Below are 11899 nucleotides of genomic sequence, written 5' to 3'. Positions count from 1 at the left end.
CGCGGTGTCCACACCCTGCGCGATGTCCGGCGACTGCGCCCCGATCGCCACGTTCACCCCGCACGAGTGACCGTCGAACCCCTTCGCCGACGAGTCGTACCCGATCTCCAGGATCTTCTCCCGCACGATCGACGGGATGTCCACGTACGCCTCGGTCGTCACCTCACCGGCCACGTGCACCTGACCGGTCGTCACCAGCGTCTCCACCGCCACCCGCGACGTGGGGTCCTTGGCCAGCAGCGCGTCCAGGATCGAGTCGCTGATCGCGTCGCAGATCTTGTCCGGATGGCCCTCGGTCACCGACTCACTGGTGAACAGCCTGCTGCTGTGCTGGCTCACGGCACTCCCCACTACGAGATCAACGACTTGGATACCTGACCGTCCCGGCGGCGCGCACCGCCTCGGCGAACGCCCCGGAGCTTACTGACGACCGGGCTCGGGAGCCTGCGAGGACGACCGGCGGGAGACCACCGCGTCCCACAGGATGGACGCGAGCTGGGCTTTCGAGCCGTGCGGGATCGGCCGCTCGGTCCCGTCCGAGGAGAGCAACCAGCCCTGGTTGTCCTCCCCCTCGAAGGCGCCCCCCGAACCGACGTCGTTCACGACGAGGAGGTCGCACCCCTTGCGCTTGAGCTTGGCCCGACCGTGGTCGAGCACGCCCGCGCCCGCGTCCCCGGTCTCGGCGGCGAAGCCGACCACGGACTGGCCGGGCCCGCGCGCGGCGACCAGCTCGGCCAGGATGTCCGGATTGCGGGTCAACCGCACCGGGTCCGGGTCGAGGTCGCCCTTCTTGATCTTGTGCTCGACCAGGTCGACCGGTCGGAAGTCGGCGACGGCCGCGGACATCACGAGCACGTCGGCCCGCTCGGCCTCGGCGTGCATGGCGTCCCGCAGCTCCAGCGCCGTGCCCACCCGCACCAGCTCCACGCCCGCGGGCTGGACCAGGTCGGCGGTGTGCGCGGCCACCAGGACCACCTCGGCGCCGCGCTGGGCGGCGACGCGGGCGATGGCGTAGCCCTGCCTGCCGGACGAGCGGTTGCCCAGGAAGCGGACCGGGTCGAGCGGCTCGCGGGTCCCGCCCGCCGACACGACCACGCGCAGGCCCTCCAGGTCGCGCGGCAGCGCGTCGCCGCGCGCCATCAGCAACCGGGCCAGCTCCACGATCTCGACGGCCTCGGGCAGCCTGCCCTTGCCGGTGTCCTTGCCGGTGAGCCTGCCGCTGGCGGGCTCGGCCACGACGACGCCCCGCGAGCGCAGCAGCGCCACGTTGTCCCGCGTCGCCGGGTGCTCCCACATCTCGGTGTGCATCGCCGGGACCAGCAGGACCGGGCAGCGCGCGGTCAGCAGGGTGTTGGTCAGCAGGTCGTCGGCCAGCCCGTGGGCGGCCTTCGCCAGCAGGTTGGCCGTGGTGGGGGCGACGACCACGAGGTCGGCCTCCTGCCCGAGCCGCACGTGCGGCACCTCCGGCACGTCCGTGAACACGCCGGTGCGGACCGGCTGCCCGGACAGGGCCTCGAAGGTGGCGGCGCCGACGAACCGCAGCGCCTCCTCGGTGGGCACGACGCGGACGTCGTGGCCCGTCTCGGTCAGGCCGCGCAGGACCTCGCAGGCCTTGAACGCGGCGATGCCCCCACCCACCCCGAGCACTACGCGGGGTCTGGTGGGGGCACCGGGCAGGTGCTCGGTCACTCGCCCTCGGTGTGCTCGAGGAGGCCGGCGTGGATCTCCCTGAGCGCGATGGAGAGCGGCTTCTCGCGCGGGCCGGGCTCGACCAGCGGGCCGACGTACTCCAGCAGGCCCTCGCCGAGCTGGGCGTAGTAGTCGTTGATCTGGCGCGCCCGCTTGGCCGCGTAGATCACCAGCGCGTACTTCGAGCTGACCTGCTCCAGCAGGTCGTCGATCGGCGGGTTGGTGATGCCCTCCGGGGACCCGGACAGGGGGCCCAGCTCGGTGTGCGTGGTCACTCGTCAACGCTCCTGCGGTCGGTGTTCGATCAAGCCTCGGTCGTCCCGCGCCTCTCGGCGCCCTCCCCCGGCTCCCCCGCCTGCGAGGGCGCGTCCGGGGCGGCTCCACCGGCGCGTCAGGCGCCGGGCGGCGGGCCGACCACCAAGTCTAGCAACTTCGTCGCCGCCGAACGCACGTCGTCGTTGACGACGACCTCGTCGAACTCGGGTTCGGCCGCCAGCTCCTGCCTGGCGATCACGAGCCTGCGCTCGACGACGGCGGGGTCCTCGGTGCCTCGGCCGGTGAGCCGGGCGACGAGGTCCTCCCACGAGGGAGGGGCGAGCATGACCAGCTGGGCCTCGGGCATCGCGGCCCTGACCTGCCTGGCGCCCTGCAGCTCGATCTCCAGCAGGGAGGGCAGGCCTGCCGCCAGCGCGGCCTCCACCGGCGCCCTGGGGGTGCCGTAGCGGTTGCCCGCGAACTCGGCGTGCTCCAGGAGCTCGCCCGCGGCGACCATGCGGTCGAACCGGGCGTCGTCCACGAAGTGGTAGTGGACGCCGTCCAGCTCGCCCGGCCTCGGCTTCCTGGTGGTCACCGAGACGCTGTAGTGCAGCTCCGGGTCCCTGCCGCGCAGCTCGGCCAGCACGCTGGACTTGCCGACGCCGGACGGACCCGACAGAACGGTGAGGCGGGGCCGGGCGCGAACGCCCGACCCCGCCTCGGTGCCGTCACTCACTCGCCGCTGAACTCGGTGAGCAGCGCCTTGCGCTGGCGGTCGCCCAGGCCCCGCAGGCGGCGGCTCGGCGCGATCTCCAGCCGCTCCATGATCTGCTGGGCGCGGACCTTGCCGACGCCGGGCAGCGCCTCGAGCAGCGCCGACACCTTCATCTTGCCAAGGACCTCGTCGCTCTCAGCAGCCTTCAGCACGTCCTTCAGGGTCGTGCCGCCACGCTTGAGGCGCTCCTTGAGCTCAGCGCGAGCGCGACGAGCGGCAGCAGCCTTCTCCAGCGCTGCGGCCCGCTGCTCCTCGGTAAGCTGGGGAAGGGCCACGATTTCCTCCGTGGTGTGGGAATTTCAATTCTGGATCTGCGTCGCGACCGTACCGAGCGCAATTGCCTGGGTACAACACGGGTCTGTTACCACCCAGTCAGGTAAATCTTCAGCGTTCGGCGGTTGCGGCGGGTGGTAGTAGTACCAACACCCTCCGGAAGAGCCTTCACCGCCACCGGCAATGCTGTGCGCGTCACCTGTGTGGTATGCGCCCGTCGGCGGTGCTCCCAACCGGTGGCCGTGACCGTACCAGGCCCCGTTTTCGCAGGTGAGCGGACCACGCTAACCGGGCCGGGATTTGATCGTGATCACACCGTGAACGAGTCCAGGACCCGGCGCGTCGCAACCCGCAAATCGGACACCGAGGGGCCGTGCCGGAGCACGTCCCGGGAGGTCGTGGGGAGCACCCCGCGGAGCTCCTCGCCGAAGAGTTTCCGCAGGTCAGCCACGGTAGCGCCCTGGGCGCCGAAGCCCGGCGCGAGCACCGGCCCGTTCAGCCCCGACAGGTCGACCCCCAACTCGTGGACGGTCGCCCCGACCACCAGCCCGACGTCGCCGAGCGGCGACACGCCCGCGTTGCGCGCGCCCGCCGCGTCGACCACGGCCTGCGCGACCTCGACCCCGTCCGCGCCCCGCGCGCGCTGCACGGAGGCGCCCTCGGGGTTGGAGGTGAGGGCGAGCACGAACACACCCCGGCCGGACTCCTCGGCGGCGGCGAGCGCCGGTTCGAGCGCGCCGAAGCCGAGGTAGGGGGACAGCGTGACCGCGTCGCCCGCCAGCGGCGAGCCCTCGGTCAGGTAGGCCGCCGCGTAGGCGGCCATGGTGGACCCGATGTCACCCCGCTTGGCGTCGACCAGCACGAGGGCCCCGGCCGACCGCAGATCGGCGATCACGCGCTCCAGCACGGCCACGCCCCGCGACCCGTGCGCCTCGAAGAACGCCGACTGGGGCTTGACCACGGCCGCCTCGGCCCCGAAGGCCTCGACGCAGGTCAGGGCGAAGCGCTCCAGCCCGGAGGCGTCCTGGGGAAGCCCCCAGGACGCCAGCAGGCCGGGGTGCGGGTCGATGCCGACGCACAGGGGGCCCCGCTCGGAGACCACCCGCGCCAGCCGCTCGCCGAACCTCACGCCTGCCCCCTCAGCGCCGCCTGGAGCGCCTGGAGGGGCCGCACGCCGATGTCACCGCGGATCGCGGCCTCGATGCCGTGCACGGCCGCCGCCGCGCCCTGGATCGTGGTCACGCACGGGATGTCCCTGGCCACGGCCGCCGTGCGGATCTCGTAGCCGTCCACGCGGGGCCCGCTGTTGCCGTACGGGGTGTTGATGATCATGTCGATCCCGCCGCCCAGGATCAGGTCGACGACGTTCTCCTCGCCCTCGAAGTGCTTGCGCACGACGGTGCAGGGGATGCCGTTGCGGCGCAGCACCTCGGCGGTCCCTGCCGTGGCCAGCACCTCGAAGCCCAGGTCGGCGAGCCGCTTGACCGGGAAGATCATGGCCCGCTTGTCCCGGTTGGCCACCGACACGAACACCTTGCCCGAGGTGGGCAGGGAGCCGTAGGAGGCGGTCTGGGACTTGGCGAACGCGGTGCCGAAGGACACGTCGATGCCCATGACCTCGCCGGTCGACTTCATCTCCGGGCCGAGCAGCGAGTCGACGCCCTGGCCCTCGGGGGTGCGGAAGCGGTGGAACGGCAGGACCGCCTCCTTGACCGCCACGGGGGCGTGCGGGGGCAGCTTGGCCCCGTCGCCCTCGGCCGGGAGCAGGCCCTCGGTCCGCAGCTCGGCCACGGTCGCGCCGAGCATGATCCGGGCCGCCGCCTTGGCCAGCGGCACCGCCGTGGCCTTGGACACGAACGGCACGGTGCGGCTGGCGCGCGGGTTGGCCTCCAGGACGTAGAGCACGTCGTCCTTGAGGGCGTACTGGACGTTCAGCAGGCCGCGCACCCCGATGCCCTCGGCGATGGCCAGCGTCGAGCGGCGCACCGCGTCCACGTCGGTCTCGCCCAGGGTGATCGGCGGCAGCGCGCACGCCGAGTCGCCGGAGTGCACCCCGGCCTCCTCGATGTGCTCCATGACGCCGCCGATGAAGACCTCGTGGCCGTCGTAGAGCGCGTCGACGTCGATCTCGATGGCGTCGTCGAGGAACCGGTCGACCAGCACCGGGCGCTCCGGGCTGATCTCGGTGGCGCGCTCGATGTAGCCGCGCAGGGTGTCCTCGTCGTAGACGATCTCCATGCCGCGCCCGCCGAGCACGTACGAGGGCCGGACCAGGACCGGGTAGCCGATCTCGTCGCCGATGGCCTTGGCCTCGTCGAAGGAGTTGGCGGTGCCGTACTTGGGCGCGGGCAGCCCGGCGGCCACCAGGACCTTGCCGAACTCGCCGCGGTCCTCGGCCAGGTGGATGGCCCTGGGCGAGGTGCCGACGACCGGGACGCCCGCGTCGGCCAGGCGCTGGGCCAGGCCGAGGGGGGTCTGGCCGCCGAGCTGGACGATGACGCCGGCGACGGTGCCGGAGGCGCGCTCGGAGTGCACGACCTCCAGGACGTCCTCGAAGGTCAGCGGCTCGAAGTAGAGCCGGTCCGAGGTGTCGTAGTCGGTGGAGACGGTCTCCGGGTTGCAGTTGACCATCACGGTCTCGTACCCGGCCTCGCGCAGCGCCATGGCCGCGTGCACGCACGAGTAGTCGAACTCGATGCCCTGCCCGATCCGGTTCGGACCCGAGCCCAGGATCAGCACCTTCGGCCGTTCCCGCTGCTCGGTGACCTCCGACTCGGCGTCCGGGTCGGACTCGTAGGCGGAGTAGTGGTACGGCGTGGCGGCGGCGAACTCGGCCGCGCAGGTGTCGACGGTCTTGTAGACCGGGCGCACGCTCAGCCGGTGCCGCAGCGCCCGCACGCCGTCCTCACCGGCCAGCTCGGGCCGCAGCGCGGCGATCTGCCGGTCGGACAGGCCGGCCCGCTTGGCACGGCGCAGCAGCGCCTCGTCCAGCACCGGCGCGGACTCCAGCTCGCCGCGCAGGCCGATCAGCCAGGCGATCTGCTCCACGAACCACGGGTCGATGCCGGAGGCCTCGTGCACCTGCTCGACCGTGGCGCCCAGGCGCAGCGCCCGGTCGACGGTGTAGAGCCGCCCGTCGTGGCCGGAGCGCAGCTCCTCCAGGGCCGACGCGAGGTCGCCCTCGGGGTCCGGGGTGGTCCAGAAACCGCCGGACTTCGTTTCCATGGACCGCAGGGCTTTGCCGAGCGCCTCGATGAAACTGCGCCCGAACGACATCGCCTCGCCGACGGACTTCATCGTCGTGGTGAGCGTCCGGTCCGCGCCGGGGAACTTCTCGAAGGCGAACCTGGGGACCTTCACGACGACGTAGTCGAGCGCGGGCTCGAATGAGGCCGGGGTCTCCCCCGTGATGTCGTTGCGGATTTCGTCCAGGGTGTAGCCGATGGCCAGTTTCGCGGCGATCTTGGCGATCGGAAAGCCGGTCGCCTTGGACGCGAGCGCCGAGGAGCGGGAGACGCGCGGGTTCATCTCGATCACGACCATGCGCCCGGTCTCCGGGTGGATCGCGAACTGGATGTTGCAGCCGCCGGTGTCCACGCCGACCGCGCGGATGACCGCGATGCCCACGTCGCGCATGTGCTGGTACTCGCGGTCGGTCAGCGTCATCGCGGGCGCGACGGTCACCGAGTCGCCGGTGTGCACGCCCATCGGGTCGATGTTCTCGATGGAGCAGATGACCACGACGTTGTCGTTGCGGTCCCGCATCAGCTCCAGCTCGTACTCCTTCCACCCGAGCACGCTCTCCTCGATCAGCACCTCGGTGACCGGGGACTCGGCGAGGCCGGTGGCGGCGAGCCGCTCCAGCTCCTGCTCGGTGTGGGCCATGCCGGAGCCGAGGCCGCCCATGGTGAACGAGGGCCGGATGACGACCGGCAGGCCGAGGTCGGCCACGGTCGCGCGGACCTCGTCCATGGTCCGGCACACCGCGCTGCGCGGGACCTCGGCGCCGATCTCGCGCACGATGTCCTTGAACATCTGGCGGTCCTCGCCGCGCTGGATGGCGTCGATGTCGGCGCCGATCAGCTCGACGTCGTACTTCTCCAGCACGCCGCGCTCGTGCAGCGCGATGGCGGTGTTCAGCGCGGTCTGCCCGCCCAGGGTGGCGAGCACCGCGTCGGGGCGCTCGGCCGCGATGACCTTCTCGACGAACTCGGCGGTGATCGGCTCGACGTAGGTGGCGTCGGCGAACTCCGGGTCCGTCATGATCGTGGCGGGGTTGGAGTTGACCAGGGAGACCCGGATGCCCTCCTCGCGCAGCACCCGGCACGCCTGGGTGCCCGAGTAGTCGAACTCGCAGGCCTGGCCGATCACGATCGGGCCGGACCCGATCACCAGCACGTGCTTGAGGTCAGTCCTCTTCGGCATGTCAGCGGGCCTCGCTCATCAGGGTCACGAACTCGTCGAACAGGGGCGCGGCGTCGTGCGGACCGGCCGCGGCCTCCGGGTGGTACTGCACGCTGAACGCGGGCACGTCCAGCGCGCGCACGCCCTCGACGGTGCCGTCGTTGGGGCAGTAGTGGCTCAGCTGGGCGCGGCCGAAGTCGGTGCCGAACTCCTCGCCGGGCTCGCCCTCCAGGGCGAAGCCGTGGTTCTGCGAGGTGATCGCGACCCGGCCGGACGCCACGTCGATCACCGGGATGTTGATGCCCCGGTGGCCGTAGCGCATCTTGTAGGTCTCGCGGCCGAGGGCGCGGCCGAGGATCTGGTTGCCGAAGCAGATGCCGAACAGCGGGATCTTGCGCTCCAGCACGCCCCTGGTGAGGTCCACGGCGTGCGCCTGGGTGGCGGGGTCGCCGGGGCCGTTGGACAGGAAGACGCCGTCGGCGCCCACCGCCAGCAGCTCGTCCAGGGTGGACGTCAGCGGCAGCACTCGGACCTCGATGCCGCGCGCGGCCAGCATCCTGGGGGTGTTCGACTTGATGCCCAGGTCGAGCGCGGCGACGGTGAACTTGCGCTCGCCGACCGCGTCCACGGTGTAGGGCTCGGCGGTGGTGACGTCGTTCGCGAGGTTCGCGCCCTTCATCTCCGGGGCGCTGCGCACGCGCTCCAGCATCTCCTCGGGGGTGCCGAGGTCGTCGCCGGAGAACACGCCCGCGCGCATGGCGCCGCGCTCGCGCAGGTGCCTGGTCAGCATCCGGGTGTCGACGCCCGAGATGCCCACGACGCCCTGCCGCTCCAGCTCCTCGTCCAGCCCGCGCCGGGAGCGCCAGTTGGACGGGACGCGCGCGGGGTCGCGCACGACGTAGCCCGCGACCCAGATGCGGGTCGACTCGTCGTCCTCGTCGTTCCAGCCGGTGTTGCCGATCTGCGGGGCGGTCTGCACCACGATCTGCCGGTGGTACGACGGGTCGGTCAGGGTCTCCTGGTAGCCGGTCATGGCGGTGGAGAACACCGCCTCGCCCAGCGACGCGCCGCGCGCGCCGTACGCCTCGCCGCGGAAGACGCGGCCGTCCTCCAGCACCAGTGCCGCGCTGCTCATGCCTTGCCTCCCGCGTTCAGGGCGTCCACCCACTGCTCGTACACGTCCTTGTCGTCGCCCCGGAACCCGGTGTCGAGCACCTTGTCCCCGAGCTGCCAGCGCACGACCAGCAGGCCGTCCGCCGTCATCACCTTGTTGGCCAGCCCCCGCGCGGTGCGCGCGCCGCGCACGTCGGCGGCCGGGATCCACAGCGGCGAGGCGCCGTCGCGCTCCACCAGCACGCCCTGGCCGGTCAGCCGCAGCACGGCCTCGGCGCGGTGGCCGATGTCGCCGACCGCGACCCGGTCCTGCCAGTCGTCGCCGATGGTGGTGCCCACGTACACGCCGGTGGTCTCCAGCACCGGCTCGCCCTGCTCGGCGGGCGGGGCCGGAAACCGCGCGAGCACCTGCTCCTGCGCGCGGGCGCGCCTGCGCCAGCCGTGCCACATGCCGTAGGCGATCAGCACGAAGACGGCGAGGCAGAGCAGGGCCAGGAGGGTGCGGGTCATGGCTGGATCCTTCCGCTGAGCGCGGTGACTCGCCCGCGCAGGACCGTCGCCACGACGGCGGCGGGGAGCTCCATCCCCTCGAACGGGGTGTTCGCCGCGATGCTGGCGAAGTCGGCCCCGCGCACGGTCCAGCGGGCGTCCGGGTCGACCAGCACCAGGTTCGCGGGCTCGCCGACCGCGATCGGGCGGCCCTGGTCGGCCAGCCCGCCGATCTCGGCCGGGCGCTCGGACATCACGCGGGCGACGCCGCGCCAGTCGAGCAGGCCGGTGGCGACCATCGCCTCGGCGACCACCGACAGCGCGGTCTGCAGGCCGAGCATCCCCGGCCGGGCGGCGGACCACTCGCTGTCCTTGTCCTGCACGGCGTGCGGGGCGTGGTCGGTGGCGACGCAGTCGATGGAGCCGTCCGCGAGCGCGGCGCGCAGGGCGAGCACGTCGGACTCGGCGCGCAGCGGCGGGTTGACCTTGTTGACCGGGTCGTAGGTGGCCAGCCTGCGGTCGTCGAGCAGCAGGTGGTGCGGGGTGACCTCGGCGGACACCCGCGTGCCCCGCGCCTTGGCCCAGCGCAGCACGTCGGCGGTGCCCGAGGTGGACACGTGGCACACGTGCAGCCGGGCCTCGGCGTGCAGCGCGAGCAGGCAGTCGCGCGCCACGATCGACTCCTCGGCCGAGGCGGGCCAGCCCTGGAGCCCGAGCCGGGCGGCGTTCTCGCCCTCGTGGGCCTGCGCGCCGACGGTGAGCCTCGGCTCCTCGGCGTGCTGCGCGATGACGGCGTCGAGCGCGCGGCTGTACTCCAGCGCGCGGCGCATCAGCAGCGGGTCGTGCACGCAGTGGCCGTCGTCGGAGAAGACGCGCACGCCGACCTTGGCCATGGTGCCGAGCTCGGCGAGCTTCTCGCCCTTGAGGCCGGCGGTGACCGCGCCGACCGGGTGCACGTCGACCAGGCCGACCTCGCGACCGCGCCGGGCCACGTGCTCCACGACGACGGCGTTGTCGGCCACCGGGTCGGTGTTGGCCATGGCGAACACGGCGGTGTAGCCGCCGAGCGCGGCGGCGGCGGACCCGGTCGCGATGGTCTCGGTGTCCTCGCGGCCGGGCTCGCGCAGGTGGGTGTGCAGGTCGACGAAGCCGGGCAGCAGGACGGCGCCGTCGCCGTCGACGACCTGGACGTCGTCGATCGTCGCGGCGTCGATCGTCGCGGCCAGCTCGGCGATCACGCCGTCGCGGACGAGCACGTCGACCGGCTCGCCATCGCCGTAGGGGCGCACGCCCCTGAGCAGCAGCGGGTTCACGGGGTTTCCTCTTCGTGTGCGAGCAGGTGGTAGAGCACCGCCATGCGCACGTGCACGCCGTTGCGCACCTGGTCGGTGATGGCCGCGCGCGGCGAGTCGGCGACCGCCGAGGCGATCTCCATGCCGCGCAGCATCGGGCCGGGGTGCAGCACGACCGCGTGGTCGGGCAGCAGGGCCTCGCGGCGCTCGCTCAGCCCGTAGGCGATCGAGTACTCGCGGGCGGACGGGAAGAAGCCGCCGTGCATCCGCTCGGCCTGCACGCGCAGCAGCATGACCGCGTCCTGGCTGGGCAGCTCGGCGTCCAGGTCGTGCGAGACGGCCACCGGCCAGTTCCGCACGCCCTGCGGCAGCAGCGTCGGCGGGGCCACCAGGGTGACCTCGGCGCCGAGCGCGGTGAGCAGGTGCACGTTGGACCGGGCGACCCGGCTGTGCAGCACGTCGCCGACGATCGCGATCCGGCGGCCGGCGAGGTCCTCGCCGAGGCGCTCGCGCAGGGTCGCCGCGTCGAGCAGGGCCTGGGTGGGGTGCTCGTGGGTGCCATCGCCCGCGTTGACCACGGACGTGCCCGCCGCCTCCAGCCAGCCCGCGAGCCGCTGGGCGGCGCCGGAGGCCGGGTGCCGGACGATCACGCAGTCGGCGCCCGCGGCGGCCAGGGTGAGCGCGGTGTCGCGCAGCGACTCGCCCTTGCCGACGCTGGAACCACCGGCTGAGACGTTCACCACGTCCGCGCTCATCCACTTGCCCGCGATCTCGAACGAGACGCGGGTGCGGGTGGAGTTCTCGTAGAACACCGTGATCACGGTTCGGCCGCGCAGGGTGGGCAGCTTGCGGACCTCGCGGCCCAGCAGGGTCCGCTTGAGGTTGGCCGCCGTGTCCAGGATCGCGATGGCCTGCGCCGGGTCGATGCCCTCGGTGCCGAGCAGGTGCCTCACCGCAGCACCACGCCGTCGCGGCCGTCCGCCTCGTCGAGCAGCACGGCGACGTCCTCGGTGCGCGCGGTGGGCACGTTCTTGCCCACGTAGTCGGCGCGGATCGGCAGCTCGCGGTGGCCCCGGTCGACCAGGACGGCCAGCTGCACGGCCCTGGGACGACCGTGGTCGCGCAGGGCGTCGAGCGCGGCGCGGACCGTGCGGCCGGAGAACAGCACGTCGTCGACCAGCACGACCAGGCGGTCGTCCACGCCGCCGGGCGGCAGCGAGGTCGCCTCCAGGGGGCGCGTGGGGCCCCTGCGCAGGTCGTCGCGGTAGAGCGTGATGTCGAGGATGCCCACGGGCACGTCCACGCCGCTGAACTCGCGGATGCGGGCGGCGAGCCTGCGCGCGAGCGGCGCGCCTCGGCTCGGGATCCCCATCAGGACTACTTCGGGTGCGCTGGGTGCATCCAGCGCGGTCTTCTCGATGATCTGATGGGCCATTCGGGCGACGGTGCGCGCGACGTCGCCGGCCGAGAGCAATTCGCGCTCTTTGGCCGGGTCCGTCGCACCACGTTGACGTGGCGCCACGGCTGGACCTCCTTCCCCGCCTCGCCGGACGGGTCCTTAAAGGACGTCGGACACCCGGTGCAGACCGGGCTGACCAGCACCGTATCA

Annotated in this window: 12 protein-coding genes; all 12 read right to left on the bottom strand. The window is 72.7% G+C overall.

Features of this window, described 5'->3' with window-relative positions; genetic code table 11:
• Positions 1–339: S-adenosylmethionine synthetase N-terminal domain-containing protein (locus tag LV78_RS38420; protein ID WP_308208806.1), on the bottom strand; the 339-nt coding region annotated here is incomplete at its 3' end.
• A gap of 81 nt (positions 340–420) precedes the next feature.
• Positions 421–1689, bottom strand: a complete 1269-nt coding sequence (gene coaBC, locus LV78_RS38415) for a bifunctional phosphopantothenoylcysteine decarboxylase/phosphopantothenate--cysteine ligase CoaBC (RefSeq protein WP_253851111.1) — start codon at positions 1687–1689, stop codon at positions 421–423.
• On the bottom strand, positions 1686–1964 hold the full coding sequence (gene rpoZ / locus LV78_RS38410) for a DNA-directed RNA polymerase subunit omega (protein ID WP_015103666.1): 279 nt from the start codon (positions 1962–1964) through the stop codon (positions 1686–1688). The genes coaBC and rpoZ overlap by 4 nt, the downstream gene beginning before the upstream one ends.
• Before the next feature lie 116 nt (positions 1965–2080).
• The gene (gene gmk / locus LV78_RS38405) at positions 2081–2680 is read right to left on the bottom strand and encodes a guanylate kinase (protein WP_253851110.1); all 600 of its coding nucleotides are present in this window, start codon (positions 2678–2680) and stop codon (positions 2081–2083) included.
• Positions 2677–2994, bottom strand: a complete 318-nt coding sequence (gene mihF / locus LV78_RS38400; protein ID WP_015803945.1) for an integration host factor, actinobacterial type — start codon at positions 2992–2994, stop codon at positions 2677–2679. The genes gmk and mihF overlap by 4 nt, the downstream gene beginning before the upstream one ends.
• Before the next feature lie 308 nt (positions 2995–3302).
• Positions 3303–4121: an orotidine-5'-phosphate decarboxylase gene (pyrF, locus tag LV78_RS38395; protein WP_253851109.1), complete on the bottom strand. Its 819-nt coding sequence runs from the start codon at positions 4119–4121 to the stop codon at positions 3303–3305.
• Positions 4118–7417: a carbamoyl-phosphate synthase large subunit gene (gene carB / locus LV78_RS38390; protein WP_253851108.1), complete on the bottom strand. Its 3300-nt coding sequence runs from the start codon at positions 7415–7417 to the stop codon at positions 4118–4120. Before carB ends, pyrF begins: the two co-directional genes overlap by 4 nt.
• A gap of 1 nt (position 7418) precedes the next feature.
• A complete protein-coding gene (carA, locus tag LV78_RS38385) occupies positions 7419–8531 on the bottom strand; it encodes a glutamine-hydrolyzing carbamoyl-phosphate synthase small subunit (protein WP_253851107.1) in 1113 nt (370 codons plus the stop codon).
• Positions 8528–9019 carry a PH-like domain-containing protein gene (locus LV78_RS38380; protein WP_253851106.1) on the bottom strand — a complete coding sequence of 164 codons (492 nt, stop codon included), beginning with the start codon at positions 9017–9019 and terminating at the stop codon, positions 8528–8530. Before LV78_RS38380 ends, carA begins: the two co-directional genes overlap by 4 nt.
• On the bottom strand, positions 9016–10311 hold the full coding sequence (locus tag LV78_RS38375; protein ID WP_253851105.1) for a dihydroorotase: 1296 nt from the start codon (positions 10309–10311) through the stop codon (positions 9016–9018). Before LV78_RS38375 ends, LV78_RS38380 begins: the two co-directional genes overlap by 4 nt.
• On the bottom strand, positions 10308–11243 hold the full coding sequence (locus tag LV78_RS38370) for an aspartate carbamoyltransferase catalytic subunit (protein ID WP_253851104.1): 936 nt from the start codon (positions 11241–11243) through the stop codon (positions 10308–10310). Before LV78_RS38370 ends, LV78_RS38375 begins: the two co-directional genes overlap by 4 nt.
• Positions 11240–11812, bottom strand: coding sequence for a bifunctional pyr operon transcriptional regulator/uracil phosphoribosyltransferase PyrR (gene pyrR, locus LV78_RS38365; RefSeq protein WP_308208805.1), 573 nt, complete (start codon positions 11810–11812; stop codon positions 11240–11242). The genes LV78_RS38370 and pyrR overlap by 4 nt, the downstream gene beginning before the upstream one ends.
• Positions 11813–11899: the final 87 nt, after the last annotated feature.

Origin of the sequence: Actinosynnema pretiosum, from assembly GCF_024171695.1 — a bacterium.
GTDB lineage: Bacteria > Actinomycetota > Actinomycetes > Mycobacteriales > Pseudonocardiaceae > Actinosynnema > Actinosynnema pretiosum.
The sequence above is the reverse complement of the archived record's forward strand: the minus strand, read 5'-3'. Positions and strand labels throughout refer to the sequence as shown.